Origin of the sequence: Thermincola ferriacetica, from assembly GCF_001263415.1 — a bacterium.
In the GTDB taxonomy this organism is placed as follows: Bacteria; Bacillota; Thermincolia; order Thermincolales; family Thermincolaceae; genus Thermincola; species Thermincola ferriacetica.
This window is the reverse complement of sequence record NZ_LGTE01000025.1, coordinates 1-18,330: the sequence shown is the minus strand read 5'-3', so window position 1 is coordinate 18,330 and position 18,330 is coordinate 1. Positions and strand designations below refer to the sequence as shown.

The following is an 18,330-nucleotide window of genomic DNA, read 5'->3' as shown; positions in this document are numbered from 1 at the left end:
TTTTTAATTCCTGACCAGCCCACTGTATCCTTCTTAATTGAAAGTTCCTTCTGCTTTCCTTCACCGAATCAAGATACGGCTTCGTGAAGGGCATCTTGTCCAAATGTTTTCAAGGAGTCCCCTTATTCCTATCTTGCTGCCAATCAAACTTACGGTGGTCCTTTCAGGTTTTTCGGTAGAGTTTAGCATTTCTTTGGCTACCGCTTTTACTCAGGCTAATATCTCCCTATCCCTTTTTTTCTCAATACCGACATTCTTCAGTAACATCAGGCCCTGTCCTTACATATACAAACCCACAGTCACAGGAAAATGTTCCTATAGGTTTTTTACATCGTTACTGTAGGAGATTTTTAATTGCTTTACCACGGATTTAAGGTAATGTAATGTTCCGCCGCAGGGTTAAGGCACGGCCAAAGGGCCAAAAATCCCTCTCGGTAAAATTGTATAATAAAAAAATCTTTATTTCATTGTTAATCGTGTAACAAATGTGTTATAATTAAAATATAATGCGATACAAAATTAACATATAAGTTAAGGAGGGGGTTGCATGAGTGATAGATTACTCAAAAACCTTGGGGAAAAACTTCAAGAAGCGAGAAAGAAAAGCGGTTTGACCCAGGATCAGGTTGCCAAAGTCCTCGGAATAAATAAGGTCCAGTTATCCTATTATGAAACTGGAGCAAGGGAAATCAACCTTACCCTGTTACAGGAATTGGCAGGTTTATATGGGTATTCGGTCGGTTATTTTCTCGGTAATGAGCAAGGACAAGAACCGGAAGTAGAAATAGCCTTCAGAGCCGACGAGTTTTGCAAAGAAGATTTAGAAACCGTCGCTTTTGCAAAGACTTTTTTGCGTAATCTCTGCGAGATGAGAGCTCTTCTGGGGAGGTGACAAGATGAATTATGATGAAATAAAATTTAAGGCAGCAGAAACAAGAAAAAATCTTGGGAATGGACAATATGACAGGGTAGATATATTCAGAGTGTTAAAAGACATCGAAAACATTTCCCTGATAATAACCAAAATAACGGGAAATATCTCAGGCTTTTTTATGCGCAATAAAGAGGCTGGGCTTATTGTAATAAATGCCAGCAGAAGCCTCGGACACCAGTATTTTACGGCTGCCCATGAATTTTACCACATTAAATATGATCTTGGTATGTCGGGAAGAGTCTGTCCCATTAATAAATTCGAAGAAAATTACCAAAACGAACGCGATGCCAACCACTTTGCGGCTCATCTCCTGGTACCAGACAATGCCCTTGAGTATATGATCCTAAAAAGAACTAAGGGAAAGCAGATTACCCTAAACGATGTAATATTTTTAGAGAACTACTTCCAGGTAAGCCATAAACTAATGCTTATCCGCCTGAAAAGTATCGGAGCGATTACCAGTAAACAATACGACTCCATGAAAAAAAATATAATTAAAAACGCCGCTCGGCTTGGTTACAACACTGACCTGTATCGTAATACAGAAGATAAGGGCACACAAATCTATTCTGATTATGCAGAGCTTGCCCAGACCCTTTTGGACAGTGGCAGGATAACTTACGGGAAGTACGAAGAATTGCTTTTGGACGGCGGCTATGCAGACATTCTGTACGGGGATAATGAAGAATCAGAAGGTGCGGAAAATGCATTTGAAGATGCCGATAGTGTTTGATAACGACTGCATTGCTTCATTTTCGTGGATTAATCGTTTGGACATCATTAACACCCTCTTCCCAGGGCAAATCATTATCCCCGAAGCCGTTTACAGAGAGTTAAGCAAGATGAAGAAAACAAAATATCCTTATGTGTTTTACAGCATTGAAAAGGAAATAAACGCTAAAAACTTCACTAAAAAAGACATCGGCGTTACAGATCCGTATATAAACGAGTATTTACAATTAACTGCCATGGACAATCCCAAAAGGATAGGCCGTGGTGAAGCAGCAGCCATAGTTTTAGCCAAATCGCTCAACGGCACCTTGGCCAGCAACAACTTAAGTGATGTGTTGGACTATATCAAGGGCGGCCACCCGCCTCTAATATGTACAGAACATATTTTATATTATTACTGGAAAGCCAAATACATATCGACCGAAGAAGGACAAGCTCTATGGCAGGCAATGAAGGCAAAGAAAAGAGCGCTCCCCGATTATGACTTCAATTATGTGATAAACAAATTTTACAGGTGACCGTTAATTCCGGCTTTAGCTTATACTTCCACCCTCTGCAGTCTCTCATAGACCTCAGGGAGCATCAACTCCATCAAAGCGCCGGCAAACTGTTCGTCATCGATAATTTTCATAAAGAATTTTTCATTCTGGCCCATTCTGTCCACCACTTCGCCCATAAATGCTTTTTGGAAAGCATAACGGAAATCTTCCATAGAATTGTTCTTTGCTTTTGTGGAGGGGTGACTGGGCTACCCCACCCACCCCTCCTATAGACCGGCTTGAAAATATTGGAGCGGAGGAATTATTTAAGCTCCCCTCAATCGTGCTAATTTGACTTTGTCTACAGCCTGAAGCGCCCCGCAGGGCGCTTCTTTCATTCCACAGTCACGCTTTTCGCCAAATTCCTCGGCTTATCCACGTCGCAGCCTCTGGCCACCGCAATATGGTAGGCCAGCAGTTGCAGCGGGATTACCGTCAGCACGGGAGCCAGGACATTTTCCGTCTCCGGAATATAGACCACATGGTCCACAACCTTCTGCAATTCCGTATTACCCTTAAAGGTAACCCCGATTACCTGGGCGCCGCGCGCTTTGACCTCTTTTATATTGCTCACCATTTTATCGTACAGGTCCGTTTGGGTGGCCAGCGCAACTACCGGCACATCATCCACAATCAGGGCCAGGGTACCGTGCTTCAGTTCCCCCGCGGCATAAGCCTCGGCATGCATATAAGAGATTTCTTTCAACTTCAGGCACCCTTCCATGGCCACCGCATAATCAAGGCCACGGCCCAGGAAGAAGGTGTTCTGGCATTCCGCGTATTTTTTCAGGAAACTCTGCAGGTCTTCCAGATCATCAAGAATAGTCTGCACCTGGTCGGGAATTTCCCGCATCCCGGTGATGAGCCGTTCCGCATAAGCAGCATCAATTGTACCCCGTACCTGAGCGAAATGGATGCCCAGCAGGAACATGGCGATTAACTGGGTAGAATATGCCTTTGTCGAAGCCACGGCAATTTCCGGGCCGGCCCAGGTGTACAGGACATCGTCCGCCTCCCGCGCCACGGAGCTGCCGACCACGTTGGTAACAGCCAAAATCCTGGCCCCCGCTTTTTTCGATTCCCGCAAAGCCGCCAGGGTATCGGCAGTTTCACCGGACTGGCTGATGACAATAACCAGGTCGCCCGGATGAATTATCGGGTTCCGGTAGCGGAACTCGGAAGCAATATCCACGGTAACAGGAATCCGGGCCAGGTCCTCAATGACATATTTGCCTACCACACCCGCATGATAAGCCGTACCGCAAGCAACAATAAAGATGTGCCGTAAATCTTTAATCTCTTCTTCAGTCAGACTTAATTCGTTTAATACCACCCGCTTATTGTCAGCCGATATCCGGCTGCTGAAGGTTTCCCTGATGGCCCTGGGCTGCTCATAAATTTCTTTCAGCATAAAATGCGGGTAGCCGCCTTTTTCAGCAGCTACAGCATCCCACTGGACATGGAATACTTCTTTTGTAATCTTATTGCCCTGCGTATCGGTTATTTTTACACCGTCAGCAGTAATAACGGCAATCTCGCCGTCATTTAAAATAAAGTTGTCTCGCGTATGGGCCAGGGTAGCGGGGATATCGGAAGCCAAAAAATACTCACCGTCGCCCAGACCTACAACCAGGGGGCTGTCCTTCCGGGCAGCCACAATCTTATCCGGCTCGTTTTTACTGATCACGGCCATGGCATAAGAGCCTTCAATCTTTGTAATCACCTGTTGTACGGCCTTTTCCAGGTCGCCGTCATAAAAATGCTCCACCAGGTGCGGCAATACTTCCGTATCAGTTTCTGATTTAAATTTATGACCCTGCGCTTCCAGCCACTCCCTGAGCTCCAGGTAATTTTCGATGATCCCGTTATGCACAACAGCAATCACCCCTGTACAATCCGTATGGGGGTGGGAATTAACGTCCGAAGGCCGTCCGTGCGTCGCCCAACGGGTGTGGCCAATGCCTATATTTGCTTCCGGCGTATAAGCATCCAATTTCTCCTCCAGTTTCGATAACCTGCCAACACTTTTCGCCACCAACACCTTACCCTGTTCTATCACCGCAATACCTGCCGAGTCATACCCACGGTATTCCAGTTTCTTCAAGCCGTCTATCAATACGGGCACCACCGACTTAGGCCCTATATACCCAACAATGCCACACATTACACATTCACTCCCATGTTTTCAATCCGTAAATTCTACCTCATAACAACAAATCCTTTTCCACCCGGCAGCATTTGTCCCGCGCATCACTGCCCGGTTTTGGCTGCCTTTAACGGTCGTGTCAACCGAGGGGTACCCGCCGAATAACTCGATAAACCCCTTCCTCGTCAACTCAAACCGTCAGGCCAAAACACCGGCTTGAGTTCAGGCGCTTTACCTCTATTCAATTGTCCGCCTGTAATGGTACCGCATCCCCCCTTTCCAAAGCTCCTTACCCCGTGGCGCCAAAGGCGCCAGGGGTCAATCGGAAGGTTTGCTCCGCAAACCTTCATTTGATTGCCAACTATCAACTGTTAACTATCAACTGCCAACTGTCAACTGCCAACTGTCAACTGTTAACTGTCAACTGCCAACTGTTAACTGCCAACTGCCAACTGTTAACTGTCAACTATACCTACCCTGCCACCCGGGAAATCACGGCCGCTATATCATCAACCAGGTTCTGCAGCATCTCTTCCTCGGGGCCTTCTGCCATTACCCGAACCAGCGGTTCCGTCCCCGACGGCCGGACCAGGATACGGCCTTTACCGGCCAGCTTGGCTTCGCCGGACCTGATGGCAGCCAAAACCTCGGGATTCTCCATGGCCCCTTTCTTATCGGCCACCCTGACATTAACCAGCACCTGGGGAAACTTCTCCATCTGACCGGCCAGTACCCCTAGGGTCCTGCCGCATTCCTTCACTACCGCTACCAACTGTAGTCCCGTTAGGATCCCGTCACCGGTGGTATTGTGTTCCAGGTTAATAATATGGCCCGATTGCTCGCCGCCAAATACAGCGCCCGTTCTGAGCAGTTCCTCCATGACATAACGGTCGCCCACCCTGGTTTCCAGCACCTTTATACCGGCTTCCTTCAAACCAATGTGCAGACCAAGGTTACTCATTACCGTAACCACCACCGTATTCTGCGGCAGGCGGTTCTTCTCCTTCAGGTATTTACTGCAAATAAGCATCATATAATCGCCGTCTATAATGTTTCCCTTTTCATCCACAGCAATGACCCGGTCGGCGTCGCCGTCATGGGCCAGACCCAGATCCGCCTTTTCCAGCACTACTCTTTTACTCAGCTCCTCAGGGTGAGTGGAACCGCAATGGTAATTTATATTAATCCCGTCGGGGTGGTTAAAAATAGGTATGACTTCTGCCCCCAGTTCCCTGAAAATACGGGGAGAAACCCTGTAAGCAGCGCCGTTGGCGCAGTCAATAACCATTTTCAGTCCCCTTAAGTCCACAGGCACTCTTTTTTTAACAAAATTCACATACCGGTCTTCAGCATCATGAATGTCATAAACACGCCCTACTTCCGGACCAACAGGGGTAGGAATGTTGTCCAGGCCCGATTTGAGCAGTTCTTCAATACGGTCCTCCACTTCGTCAGGCAGTTTAAAGCCTGTAGCGGAAAAGAACTTGATACCGTTATCTTCCACGGGGTTGTGAGAAGCTGAAATGACTACCCCGGCAGCAGCCCCCAGGTCCCTGGTCAAAAATGCAATGGCTGGAGTAGGCATGATGCCGACCTTGAACACATCCACGCCTACAGAACAAATGCCTGCAATCAAAGCGGCTTCCAGCATATCGCCCGATATCCTGGTATCTTTACCGATTACAATCTTCGGCTTTTCTTTCCCTTCACAATCCCTGGCCAACACAAAAGCGCCGGCCTTACCCAGCTCATATGCCAACTGCGGGGTGAGCTGCGCGTTAGCTACCCCCCGCACGCCATCGGTGCCGAAATATTCACCCATCAGTTTCCTCTCCCTTTCTATACTTCTTGATAATGGCTTCCGCTATCCGCAAGCCGTCAACAGCCGCGCTTATGATTCCCCCGGCATAACCGGCGCCCTCGCCGGCCGGATAAACACCGGCAATACCTACCGCATTATATTCCTCATCTCTAACGATGCGCACAGGGGCGGAAGTACGGGTTTCCACCCCTGTTAAAACAGCATCGGGGTAACCAAAGTTCCGAATTTTTTTATCAAAATCCTCTATAGCCATTTCCAGCATCTCCGAAACAAATTCCGGCAAACAGCCATGCAAATCTGCCGGCGTTATGCCCGGCCGGTAGCTGGCTAAATCCAAATCAACATTATCCGAAGCCCTACCCGCCAGGAAATCCTCCACCCTTTGGACAGGTGCGTTGTAGTTTTTGCCGCCCACCTGGAAAGCAAGCATTTCCCATTTTCTCTGAAACTGCACGCCGGCCAGCGGCCCTTTGGCCCCAAAATCATCGGGCAGGACGGAAACCGCTACGGCGCTGTTAGCAATCCCCGAGTTACGGGCAAAATAACTCATACCGTTAGTTACAACTGTATCCTTTTCCGAGGCAGCCGCCACTACCTGTCCACCCGGACACATGCAAAAAGTATAAGCTGCCCGGTCCAGTTCCTTGTTCTTATATACCAGTTGGTAATCAGCCGCTCCTAAACTGGGGTGGTTGGCATACTTCCCGTATTGAGCCTCATTGATCAATTGCTGTGGATGTTCAATGCGCACCCCCATGGCGAAAGCCTTTTGTTCCAGGTAAAACCCCTGCTCCACCAGCATCCGGTATGTATCACGGGCGCTGTGTCCGATAGCCAGGACAACTGCCCGGGCCGGAATCCGCTCCTTCCCGTTAACTTCCACCTCAGTGACAGCGCCGTGCTGGTGAAATATATTGGTCAATTTGGCCTGAAAACGTACCTGACCGCCCAGTTCTATGATGCGGTTTCTGATATTTTTCACTACGGCACGTAATTTATCAGTACCGATATGAGGCTTGCTCAGGTATAAAATTTCTTCCGGCGCCCCGGCAGCGACAAAAGTCTCAAAAACCCTGGTTACCCTGGGGTCATTAATGCGGGTAGTCAGTTTGCCGTCGGAAAAGGTACCCGCTCCCCCTTCGCCAAATTGAACATTGCATTCAGGATCTAAAGCCCTGTTTTCCCAAAAGTCCAGTACTTTGGCCGTACGCGTCTCCACATCATATCCCCGTTCCAGTACCAGAGGTCGGTAGCCATACTCCGCCAGCAGAAGGGCGGCAAACAGCCCGGCCGGCCCGGTTCCGACAATAACAGGCCGGTCCCCCAAAGGTATATTTCCCGGTACAAGCGGCGCATTTGGTTGTTCTGTCACGGGGGTAAGGCCGTGCTTTCCGGCAATCCTCCTGCCCGTCTTCTCAGGAAGCTCAATTTCAACGGAATAGACAAAATGAATATTATCTTTCTTCCTCGCGTCAACAGCTTTTTTTAAAACCTGGCAGTTTAATAATTCTTCCGGAAAAATCCTCAATTTCCGGCAAATTTTTTGGGGTAATAGGGAACTTTCTTCATCCAGACCCAGTCTGATATTATGTAGTCGGAAGCGCATACCTAACCCCCTCAGTACGTAGGGACAACAGTTTATATATTATTAAACATTAGAATTATTATATCCCTGTGGTTTCGCCATGTCAATTACAGTCACTTTATATTACGCGGGGCAAGATGAAAAAGGTTACTGGTTCTCCGGCACAATCTTCACCAGAACCTTTACAGTGACGGCGCTGGCCTTTAATCCGGGCGGTAAAACTAAGGCCGCTTCCTGGTAAATATCAGCATTGGCCCCGGCAATATTTAAAGGAGCAGTACTGACTTGATCAATGGACCTGACCAGGTCTGCACGTCCAAAAACACTTACTGTGGCAAGCTCAGGTACAATATTGGACACGATATATCCCGGCGCCGGCTGACCTTCCAGGACAGGTTTTACGGGCACTACCCTGCTGGGCATGTCCAACACCACCGGCACAAATACTTCTACTCTGGAAGGTAAAATACTGACCAGGTTGCTATCCAGAACATTGCCGTTTTTATCAACGGCCTGGACGGGCATCTTGCCGTGGAACCCGTCCTTCGAACCGGTAAAATTAACCTGTACAATGGCTGATTCCACCTTTTTGAGCAAGCTCCCCGGCCCTTTTATGATAACCCTTACAGGGTCAAAAACAGGGTCCAGCAGCCGGTAACCTCTGGCCGGTTTTCCCGTTTGCTTCAGTCTAATGGGAACCTGCTTTTCAAAAACTTTTTCCAATCGTACAGTGACTTCTGGGGGGGAGATATCGACCACTGTGACCCCTTCCGGCACGGCGACCCGTACAGGCAAACTTACTTCGCCCGTTTTGGCATTGGATAAATCTATGTAGGCTTCTACCGCTCTGATGCCTACCTGCTGAACCTTCTCCCGCGGCCCCTGGATACGCAAATCCACAGCGCGGGGCATTTCCAATATAGCGACATTGGCGCTAAGACCTCTTGTTTCCAGCGGCACACGGTTTAGTATTTGTTCAGTGGTAGGGTTTATTTCGTTAGAAACATATATCCATAATATAACGGCAAGTAAAAGAGAGACAATTTGACTCCAGTATTTGCCTTTGACGCGGCTCAATCTTCCGACCTCCTGTTCCAAAAGGCCATTTGCCTGTTATTCTTAACGACCAGTAAATCAAGCAGTTTTTCCTTTGTGGCAGCACCGCCAAGATTTCTGGTTAGTTTCCCTTCCACAGCGATAGACACAATACCTGTTTCCTCAGAAACCACAATAGCCACGGCATCCGATTGTTCAGAAATGCCCAGGGCGGCCCGGTGCCTGGTTCCCAGTTCTTTACTGACGTAGGGGTTTTCCGTTAACGGCAAAAAGCAGCCTGCCGCTACCAGACGTTCTCCTCTTATAATAGCGGCGCCGTCGTGCAGAGGGGTTTTGGGAACGAACAAGTTCACCAGAAATTCAGCCGAAACCAAACCGTCAATTTTAATGCCTGTTTCTATGTAATCCTTTATACCGGTTTTCCTTTCAATTACTATTAATGCCCCGATTTTATCCCGGACAAGCATCTCAATACCGCGGACCAGCTCATTTACCAGGCGTTCCGCTTCTTCTTCACCCAAAAAATCAAGGGGCCTGGCAAAAAACTTTCCACGGCCCAGTTGTTCCAGGGCTCTCCGTAATTCGGGCTGAAAAACAATAGGAATTGCTACCACGACCATGGTCTTGATATTTTTCAGTATCCAGTTAATCGTATAAAGTTTTAACCAATCAGTCACAGTAGTGGCCACAAGCAGCACCACCAAACCTTTGATTAGTTGTACTGCCCGCGTACCTCTGATAAGCTGCGTCAGTTTATAAATTAAAAGTGCTACCACCAGGATGTCCAAAATATTAATTATTGTTATGTCCGGCAGCTTCACCAACATTTTTTCACCTGCTTTCAGGAAACTAAAACAGCCTCCGGTGAATAAATATATTATGTGTCTAACCACTTCGACATAACCGGACTGATAACCTCTTTGCTCTCGTTTTTTCTGATTAATGTTCTTTTCACCGCAAAACAAAATTTCCCGGATATTCAAAAAGGAAAAAAGACTGATATAATAGAAGTATGATGTTTAATCCGGTCACAAATTTCATACAACCCTCCGCGGAAAGGAAGATCTCCCCTTGAAAATAGAGAAGTGGCACGTCCTGCTGTCGTTGGTCTGCTTAATCACCGGGCTTTTAATCGCATTATATTATAAATCCAGCGACATGCGTTTTAACCCCATAGCTCAGAAAAATCAAAACCTGGTGGCCATGATCAGGACCCAGGAAAAAAAGAACCGGGAACTAGAGGCAGAAATAACTAAGATCAGGAAAGACCTGGACAAATACCAGCAAGCCATCGCCTCAGGTCAAGGTTCTCTTGGCCGTATGCAAGAAAACCTGGCAGATCTGAAATTTCGGGCAGGGTTAGTTAAGGTATCCGGTCCCGGTATTAAAATAACTCTGAATGACCAGGAACAGGCCCGGACGGCCAAAGACCCCGAATATTATATGATTCATTACTCCAACATACTGTATATTGTAAATGACTTACGCTCTGCCGGTGCCGAAGCTATAGCCGTTAACGGCATAAGGGTTGTTACAAATTCTGATATCCGCTGCGCCGGAAGCATCATCCTTGTCAACACCCGGCGTCTTGCGCCGCCATATGTCATAACAGCCATAGGGGACCCCGAACAATTAGAAATGTATGTCCGTTCAGGAGAATATTATACCCTCGAAATGGCGAAATTCCCTGTGTCCCTAGAAAAATTAAACAAGGTTGTAATTCCGCCTTATAAAGGAAGCTATACTTTTAATTATGCCAACGCCCTTCCGAAAGTAGGTGGTAATTAATGTGGGCATTGATATCCATTTTAGGACTTATTGGTGGACTTATAATCGGACAGTTTTTTACTTTCACCGTTCCACCTGCTTATGCCACCTATCTTTCCATCGGCATTCTGGCTTCCCTGGATTCCACCCTGGGTGGTATCAGGGGGGTACTGGAAGATAAATTTGACGGCGTCATATTAATTTCCGGCTTTTTCATCAATGGCCTGGCTTCAGCGGCTTTAGTGTTTTTCGGTGATTATATCGGAGTAAACCTGTACTATGTAGCCATATTTGTTTTTGGCATCCGCATATTTCAAAACCTGGCCATTACACGGAGGTTAATTATTGCCAGACTGAAAAGCCAGAAAAGGCAGCGCTCCAAGCCCTTTTCCAAAGAGGTGTAACTATGTTTAGAAAATGGCAGTTTGCCTTGACCTTTACCTTTGTATTGCTCGGTATCCTTCTCTCGTTCCAGTTTCGCACTCAGCAAGCATTACTTAACGACTTAAGTTCCCAGAGTACCGAAACTCTAACTGCCATGGCAAAAAACTTAAACCAGAAACACTATCAACTGATCAGGGAAGTTTGGGATTTGAGAACCCAGCAAAAGAGACTGGAATCCAGTGTTTCTGAGGAAAAAACCCTGGCTGAAACCATGCAGATAGAAATTGACAAATTAAATATAGCCAATGGTCTTTCCCCCGTAGAAGGGCCCGGTATAATATTGATAATTCCCGAAAATAACTCGGACGCCTTTTTCTACCAAAACATGATTGATATAATCAACGAACTCTGGAATGCCGGAGCCGAGGCTGTGGCTGTAAACGGCATCAGGGTCACCAATCATACATCCATTTTACCGGCCGATGAATTTTCCGGCATCCTGGTCAACGGAACAAAGATCACTTATCCTTATGAGGTATCCGCTATCGGCGAACCAAGCACCCTGAACAACGGCATTTCCATTCCCCAGGGGATTGTAGAAAACCTGCGCAACTTCTATAAAATCCCCCTGGAAATAAAACAGGTGGAAAGGATGGAACTGCCAGCCGCCAAACCTATTAACTTCAAATATGCAAAACCCGTAAAAGAGTGACTTTCAAACTATGAGGGACTGCCTCATAATGAACTGCACCCCATGTTTCGATACAGAGCGCAATTCATTTAAGGTAGTCCCTCTACTGTTTTTGCGCGTTGACCTCCATTGTGCTGAATTTTTGCTTGTACTTAAGTATTAACCGGGGTACGTTGCGGACATAGTTCTGTGTTTCAGATATATAAAGATAGTTGCCGTTGATAACGTTACCGGGTCCCGCATTATAAGCAGCCAGCGCCTGCTCCAGGTTGCCGAACTGGGCCAACAGACGGGCCAGATACCTGGTTCCGCCGTCTATATTCTCCTTCGCATTGTAAGGATTCACACCTAACCAGCGGGCAGTGGAGGGCATTAACTGCATCAGCCCTATTGCGCCGGCATGGCTTACTGCCTGGGGGTCACCTCCTGACTCCTGCTCCATTACGGCTGCAATTATTTCAGGGGCTACTCCGTATTTCCTGGAAGCCTTTTCTATCTCATCGGCCCAACGCAGGATCCGGTCAGTCCGGTCATAAGGAACAATTCTGTCGTTTTCAACAATCATGGGTTTATTATCAATGGTCACTATCCTCACCATCAACGCCTCTCCAAAGGCTTTACCTGCATCAATCAGATTGTCTTTGAGAATATCCCAAGTATCTTCTACATGCCGGGTATCAGGTTGCCCACGCAAAAAATCGCCTTCAATTTTCCTGGAGACCGGCATACTATCCACTGCACTGACCAGTTTTCCTTCCGCCACATCGCCAAAACCCAGGCTTTTTTTGATCAACAGCACTGAGTTTTTTAAATTAGTCCGTACCACCGTTAATTTTTCCCTTTTGTAAACAATAGTTGTCTTTTCATCAAACTTGGCCTTTGGCGGCAGTTCCGAAAAAGGCGGTTCAACCCCGGCCAAGAAGGTTATAACCTTATTGCCAAAAGGTTCATAGTAAATCATCATAAAAAAACACAGAAGCAGCAGCAGCCACACTGTTCTGACATCTAAAAACCACATCAGTTTATGTTTCCAGTTAATTTTCAATACCCTCACCCTTTCATATAAAGAAAGAGCCGGTAAATTTAAGCCCGTGTAAATTCCATTAGCCCGTATAACTTCCAATTCGCCGGTTCTTACGGAAATCCTTCCGGTACAATATGTAAAACCCCGGCACTAAAGCACAAACCGGGGCATCAAAACGAAAACCCGGAATCAAAACAAAATCCGGGCTCTAAAGAGCTTTTTAACATTGGAGGGAGTGTGATAAAAAGGAAAACCCCGACACAGGGCATCGTATCGGGGTTTGTGGTTAACGTGATTAGTCTTCCATAGTGGAGAGGTCGCCTACAGGTAGACCTAACTCCCAAGCCTTCAGCACCCGGCGCATAATCTTGCCGGAACGTGTTTTCGGCAGTTTATCCTTAACTTCGAATTCACGCGGTGCGGCATGAGCAGCTAATCCCTTCTTAACAAAGTCTCTTACTTCCTTAGCCAATTCCTCCGTCCATTCATAACCTTCATTTAATGCGATAAAGGCCTTGATAATTTCGCCACGAATGGGGTCCGGTTTACCAATTACACCGGCTTCGGCAATAGCCGGGTGCTCAATGAGTTTGGACTCTACCTCGAAGGGACCTACCCGCTCACCGGCAGTGTTGATAACATCATCAACACGTCCCTGGAAGAAGAAATAGCCGTCTTCATCCATGTATGCGGAGTCACCGGAAATATACCAGGGGTCATGCTTGAAATATTCGTTAAATTTTTCAGGATTCTTCCATACAGCACGCATCTGGGCAGGCCAGCCTTTCTTAATGGCCAGGTTACCCATCTGCAGCGGCGGCAGAACATTGCCATTGTCATCCACGATAGCTGCCTCAACACCGGGAACCGGTTTACCCATGGAACCAAGTTTAATTTCCATGCAGGGATAGTTGCAAATCATTTGCATACCCGTTTCAGTCATAAACCAAGTATCGTGTACACGAACATTCAAGGTTTTCATAAACCAGCGGATAACTTCCGGGTTCAGCGGTTCGCCTACAGACATAATGTGACGCAGACTGGACAAGTCGTATTGCTTAATCTTTTCTTCACCTTCAGCCATTAACAGCCGGAAGGCAGTCGGAGCGCTGTACCAAACAGTTACTTTATATTTTTCCAGGGTTTGATACCATTCATCAGCATTGAAACGTCCGCCCCTAAGGATAGTAGAGCATCCGTTAAGCCACGGAGCAAGCATGCCGTAAACAACACCGGTTACCCAACCCGGGTCTGCTGTACACCAGTACATATCTCCTTCTTGGAGATCGCCCACATACTTACCTGTAGTGTAATATCCAAGCATGTCATTATGTACGTGGATAATACCCTTGGGCTTACCGGTGGAACCGGAAGTATACAAGAGGAATAACGGGGTTTCACGCTCAACCCATTCTATTTCTGCTTCATCGGATGCCTGCGCCATTTCAGCATCCCAGTCAATTTCCCGCTCGCCGAGGTCGCCATTAGCGCCTACAACGAAAATGTGCTTCAAGTTGGGCAGCTCATCTTTCAAAATGCGGCCTTTTAATTCGGGAGTAGTTACTATGGCAACAGCTTCACTGTCGGACAGCCGGTCTTTTAATGCAGCTTCCATGAATGCTTCGAACAACGGACCGGCAATAGCTCCAACCTTAACGATACCCAAGAAGCTGAAGTACAATTTCGGGCTGCGCGGCATGAAGATAAATACTCTGTCGCCTTTCCCGATACCATACTTCCGTAAGACATTGGCAAATTTATTGGAGTAAGCCTTCATATCAGCAAAGGTGTATTTTTCTTCGGTTTTACTGTCGCAATAATATAAGGCAACCATATCACCTTTGCCTTTTTCATCTACCATTCTGTCTACAGCCTCGTACGCCAAATTAACTTTACCGGTGGTAGACCAACTGAATACCTTCTCTATATCTTCCCACTTAAAGTTCTTACAGGTTTCTTCATAGTTCTCCATGTTGTGTTTTCCCGGCGATGGCGCCAAAACTTCCAAATTCTCCATTAAAATAACCTCCCCCATATCTCACAAACTAACGAACAAATTAGACTTTTCTGAAAATTATCAGTGGGTAAAAAATAATGGTCTTTTTTACAGGCGCAGGGTTCTACCCCATCTATTCCCCTATAGACATCACCTCAAATCTTGAATATTACGTTTTCGCAACCTTCCTACTTGTCTTAATTTTAAAACAAGTGTCCAAAAAAGTCAGCACCTTTCCGGTGAACGGTCATATTCAGCAGGCCAACGGTCAATTTTTATCCCCGAATGGTCAAAATTTGGCGACGAACGGTCAATAAGTTTATCCCGGTTGGAAAATTGGTTGGCTTAAATGGTCTGCATTCACAGCAAACGGTTGTCTCAAAAAATGAAACAGAAATTTTTATGTAAACTTCATTGTAGATGTGTTTAATTATACCTCAGAAGTATATCCTTTGTCTACTGACAAATCCTATCTGATACTGCCAATATCCAGTCTAAAGTCAGTCTGCCTAATAAGTTGGCAAATTCTGGCGAAAGAAAAAAGGGGGAACGAAATTCCTGATTAGATAAATTTCGTTCCCAAGCATTGAGGGAAGTCTTTAGTTTATTGCAACCAATTTTTCACCGGTCGGGTAACCTATTAGTCTTCTTTTCCGGCATATTTGGCGGCAATTTCCTGCATCGCACCCGGGTCAGCCAGCGTAGTAACATCGCCAATAGCCCGTCCTTCAGCAATATCCCTCAGGAGGCGGCGCATAATTTTTCCGGAACGTGTCTTCGGCAAGCTGGAAGTAAAGATAATGTCATCAGGCTTAGCAATAGGACCGATCTTCACACCAACATGCTTTTTCAGTTTCTCAATAAGTTCCGGAGACCCTTCGAAACCGTCTTTCAGGATAACAAAGGCACATACAGACTCGCCTTTAACCTCGTGCTTTTTGCCCACTACAGCAGCTTCCGCTACTTCTTCGCATTCAACAAGAGCGCTCTCAACTTCCGCTGTTCCGAGCCGGTGTCCCGATACGTTAAGGACGTCGTCGACGCGGCCCGTTACCCAAATATAGCCCATTTCATCCCGCTTGGCGCCGTCGCCGGCAAAGTAAAAGTCACCAAACTTCTTCCAGTACTGGTCAATATACCTGTTGTCATCACCATAAACAGTTCTCAACATGGACGGCCAGGGGGACTTGACAACCAGATAGCCCTCATTTACAGAATTCTTGTTTTCGTCAACTATATCAACTTCGATACCGGGGAACGGTACGGTAGCGGTGCCCGGCTTCAGCGGAGTAACTCCCGGCAACGGGGTAACCATGTGCGCCCCCGTTTCTGTCTGCCACCAGGTATCCATAATTGGCGCTTCGCCGTGGCCAATGTTCTCACGGTACCACATCCAGGCCTCCGGGTTAATAGGCTCGCCAACGGAACCCAGAATCTTGATGGCAGACAGGTCATGCTTCTTAACATATTCGGTACCCCACTTCATCCAGGTACGGATGGCGGTGGGTGCAGTATAAAACTTGGTAACGCCGTATCTTTCGGCCATATCCCACATCCTGTCCTTATCAGGATAATCAATAGTACCGTCATACATAAATACGGTTGTACCAAGTGCCAGCGGACCGTAGACTACATAACTGTGGCCGGTAATCCAACCGATATCCGCCGTACACCAGTATACATCGTCTTCCTTGATATCAAAGACGTATTTAAGAGTAGCCTGGGTTTGTACCAGGTAGCCGCCGCTGGTATGCACAACACCCTTGGGTTTTCCCGTTGTACCGGAAGTATAAAGGATGAAAAGCATATCTTCAGCATCCATTACCTCCGGTTCATAGTAGTTGGCAGCGGTAGCCATCAGTTCATGATACCACAAGTCACGGCCTTCTTTCATAACGACTTCGTTTTCGGCGTTCTTGACAACGATACATTTTTCGATAGTAGGTGTATCTTCCATGGCCTTGTCAGCGTTGTCTTTCAGCGGGAAAGGCTTACCGCGTCGGAAGTTACCGTCGGAAGTAATAAGTACTTTCGCCCCGCAGTCATTAATCCGGTCGCGCAGGGATTCCGGGCTGAAACCACCAAACACCAGCGAATGCGGCGCGCCTATCCTTGCGCAAGCCAACATAGCAACGGTAGCTTCCGGGATCATAGGCATGTACAAAGCAACCCTGTCACCTTTCTTTACACCAAGGCCGGCCAATACATTTGCAAATTTGTTTACTTCACGATACAACATACCATAAGTAAGGCATACCTTTTTGCCAATCTCACTTTCGTATAAAATAGCAGCCTTATTGCGACGATTTGATTTGGCATGGCGGTCCACACAGTTATAAGAAACATTCAGTTTGCCGTTGACAAACCACTTGTAGAAAGGCGGATTACTGTCATCAAGAATCTTATCATAAGGCTGGAACCAGGTAACCAATTCCTTGGCATGGGCATCCCAGAATCCAAGCCGGTCTTTTTTCGCCCATTCATAAATATCGGCTTTCGCATTAGCATTCTCGGCAATTTCAGCCGGCGGGTTAAAAACACGGTTTTCTAAAGCGGTGTTATCCATTGACTTACCTCCTTAATCTTTTTATAATTCTGAATTTTATGTAACCAAATAAAGAAATAAAGTGGTTGTACCTTGTACAACAGCCTAATCTCCCTCTATCCCCCCTCACTGTATTTCGGCAAATATCTTTCTTGGTGTCTAAATTGTAAAACAATTGCGAATCTAAAGTCAGCACTTTGCCGGCGAATGGTCGAAATATGCTCTTTAACGGTTGTGCCAATAGATTAAGACAGTTTTTAACCATTCGCCGGCCATTCGGCGGCCATTCGCCGATGCAAAATAGATCTTTTATCGATATCAATCAGATGTCTGTCGAACAATAATTTCCATGGGTTCATCATAATTCCACCTTCTTGGTTGCTTTTATTAATAACACCCTTAGCTACCGGATAAATCACCTGAAAATCTTTAAAAAGCAAAAATTTGCGGGTAAGGCGTATAATTCATCGCTAAACAGGTTAGCATTTACTTTAAAGCACAAAAGGAGGAAAAACATGGCAGAGTTCAAGGAACCTTGGGAAATGCTGTCCGACAAAAAAATATGGGCTATGTTAGGAGACCCTGACCATAAAATAAGCGAAGACTATGTCCGCCTGCTGTTTATAGAACTTTTCAGCCGAGTGAAAAACCTCGAAATAGAAAATCATGCCATGAAGGTCATTTTGCTGGAAACAGGGCTGGTATCTGAAGAAACCTATGAAATGGTCCGCAGGGCCGTCAAAGATTTCTTTAAAGAATATGATGCCCAAAAGGAAAAGGAAGTGGAATTTTACGAGAAATCAGGTATTTCTTTTGTCGATTGGGTCAACTTCACCCTAAAAGGCACTTTCCAAGCGCCCGGCTAAAATCGATAAACCCGTGTCCGGTAACTGTCTACTGTATCGGTAAAACATCCGCTGCCCCTAGCCGCTTGGACTGCAACAACCGTTACTCTGCGGATGCCGCTGCACCGGTGAAACAACCGTTGCTCCGAGGCTACACCTTCCTTCAACCACGGCAGGGTGGGTGGGGTTCTCCGCTACCAAGGAGCTTTATGCTGCAAACCCTGGCCAGGCAGGCAGTGTTCCCGAACTCGATGGCTCATGTTG

General features: G+C 46.6%; 16 protein-coding genes. 7 read left to right on the top strand and 9 right to left on the bottom strand.

The window, feature by feature from the left end:
• Nucleotides 1-547 precede the first annotated feature (547 nt).
• From Tfer_RS13180 to Tfer_RS13170, 3 genes are read left to right on the top strand one after another with little or no spacing between them, the layout of a single operon-like run.
• Nucleotides 548-892: a helix-turn-helix domain-containing protein gene (locus tag Tfer_RS13180; protein WP_052218806.1), complete on the top strand. Its 345-nt coding sequence runs from the start codon at nt 548-550 to the stop codon at nt 890-892.
• Nucleotides 893-896: 4 nt separating this feature from the next.
• Nucleotides 897-1,667 (top strand): ImmA/IrrE family metallo-endopeptidase, encoded by a 771-nt coding sequence (locus tag Tfer_RS13175; protein ID WP_052218805.1) that lies wholly within the window; start codon nt 897-899, stop codon nt 1,665-1,667.
• The gene (locus tag Tfer_RS13170) at nt 1,639-2,184 is read left to right on the top strand and encodes a PIN domain-containing protein (RefSeq protein ID WP_052218804.1); all 546 of its coding nucleotides are present in this window, start codon (nt 1,639-1,641) and stop codon (nt 2,182-2,184) included. Before Tfer_RS13175 ends, Tfer_RS13170 begins: the two co-directional genes overlap by 29 nt.
• A gap of 20 nt (nt 2,185-2,204) precedes the next feature.
• On the opposite strand, the gene Tfer_RS16625 is transcribed toward Tfer_RS13170, so the two are convergent.
• The 6 genes from Tfer_RS16625 to cdaA all read right to left on the bottom strand — a co-directional run bounded on the left by Tfer_RS16625 (nt 2,205) and on the right by cdaA (nt 9,641).
• On the bottom strand, nt 2,205-2,378 hold the full coding sequence (locus Tfer_RS16625; protein WP_160315567.1) for a hypothetical protein: 174 nt from the start codon (nt 2,376-2,378) through the stop codon (nt 2,205-2,207).
• A 161-nt stretch (nt 2,379-2,539) separates the two neighbouring features.
• Nucleotides 2,540-4,369, bottom strand: a complete 1,830-nt coding sequence (glmS, locus tag Tfer_RS13165; protein ID WP_052218803.1) for a glutamine--fructose-6-phosphate transaminase (isomerizing) — start codon at nt 4,367-4,369, stop codon at nt 2,540-2,542.
• Between the two features lie 454 nt (nt 4,370-4,823).
• On the bottom strand, nt 4,824-6,173 hold the full coding sequence (gene glmM, locus Tfer_RS13160) for a phosphoglucosamine mutase (RefSeq protein ID WP_052218802.1): 1,350 nt from the start codon (nt 6,171-6,173) through the stop codon (nt 4,824-4,826).
• Nucleotides 6,166-7,779 carry an NAD(P)/FAD-dependent oxidoreductase gene (locus tag Tfer_RS13155; protein WP_052218801.1) on the bottom strand — a complete coding sequence of 538 codons (1,614 nt, stop codon included), beginning with the start codon at nt 7,777-7,779 and terminating at the stop codon, nt 6,166-6,168. The genes glmM and Tfer_RS13155 overlap by 8 nt, the downstream gene beginning before the upstream one ends.
• A 126-nt stretch (nt 7,780-7,905) precedes the next feature.
• Nucleotides 7,906-8,835 (bottom strand): CdaR family protein, encoded by a 930-nt coding sequence (locus tag Tfer_RS13150; protein ID WP_052218800.1) that lies wholly within the window; start codon nt 8,833-8,835, stop codon nt 7,906-7,908.
• Nucleotides 8,832-9,641: a diadenylate cyclase CdaA gene (gene cdaA / locus Tfer_RS13145; RefSeq protein ID WP_052218819.1), complete on the bottom strand. Its 810-nt coding sequence runs from the start codon at nt 9,639-9,641 to the stop codon at nt 8,832-8,834. The genes Tfer_RS13150 and cdaA overlap by 4 nt, the downstream gene beginning before the upstream one ends.
• A 244-nt stretch (nt 9,642-9,885) precedes the next feature.
• Here cdaA and Tfer_RS13140 point away from each other — a divergent pair, with 244 nt between their 5' ends.
• Genes Tfer_RS13140 through Tfer_RS13130 form a run of 3 tightly spaced genes read left to right on the top strand, consistent with a single transcriptional unit; the run spans nt 9,886 to nt 11,677 of the window.
• Nucleotides 9,886-10,602 (top strand): DUF881 domain-containing protein, encoded by a 717-nt coding sequence (locus Tfer_RS13140; protein WP_052218799.1) that lies wholly within the window; start codon nt 9,886-9,888, stop codon nt 10,600-10,602.
• Nucleotides 10,602-10,985, top strand: coding sequence for a small basic family protein (locus Tfer_RS13135; protein WP_013119283.1), 384 nt, complete (start codon nt 10,602-10,604; stop codon nt 10,983-10,985). The genes Tfer_RS13140 and Tfer_RS13135 overlap by 1 nt, the downstream gene beginning before the upstream one ends.
• 2 nt (nt 10,986-10,987) lie before the next feature.
• Nucleotides 10,988-11,677, top strand: a complete 690-nt coding sequence (locus tag Tfer_RS13130; protein ID WP_052218798.1) for a DUF881 domain-containing protein — start codon at nt 10,988-10,990, stop codon at nt 11,675-11,677.
• An 82-nt stretch (nt 11,678-11,759) separates the two neighbouring features.
• Here the strand turns inward: Tfer_RS13130 and Tfer_RS17165 are convergent, their stop codons facing one another.
• From Tfer_RS17165 to acs, 3 genes are all read right to left on the bottom strand, one after another.
• The gene (locus Tfer_RS17165) at nt 11,760-12,701 is read right to left on the bottom strand and encodes a lytic transglycosylase domain-containing protein (protein ID WP_282432072.1); all 942 of its coding nucleotides are present in this window, start codon (nt 12,699-12,701) and stop codon (nt 11,760-11,762) included.
• Between the two features lie 274 nt (nt 12,702-12,975).
• Nucleotides 12,976-14,697 carry an acetate--CoA ligase gene (acsA, locus tag Tfer_RS13120; RefSeq protein ID WP_052218796.1) on the bottom strand — a complete coding sequence of 574 codons (1,722 nt, stop codon included), beginning with the start codon at nt 14,695-14,697 and terminating at the stop codon, nt 12,976-12,978.
• Between the two features lie 619 nt (nt 14,698-15,316).
• The gene (acs, locus tag Tfer_RS13110; protein WP_052218794.1) at nt 15,317-17,242 is read right to left on the bottom strand and encodes an acetate--CoA ligase; all 1,926 of its coding nucleotides are present in this window, start codon (nt 17,240-17,242) and stop codon (nt 15,317-15,319) included.
• A gap of 494 nt (nt 17,243-17,736) precedes the next feature.
• On the opposite strand from acs, the gene Tfer_RS13105 reads away from it, so the two are divergent.
• A complete protein-coding gene (locus Tfer_RS13105; protein WP_013119278.1) occupies nt 17,737-18,087 on the top strand; it encodes a hypothetical protein in 351 nt (116 codons plus the stop codon).
• Nucleotides 18,088-18,330 lie beyond the last annotated feature (243 nt).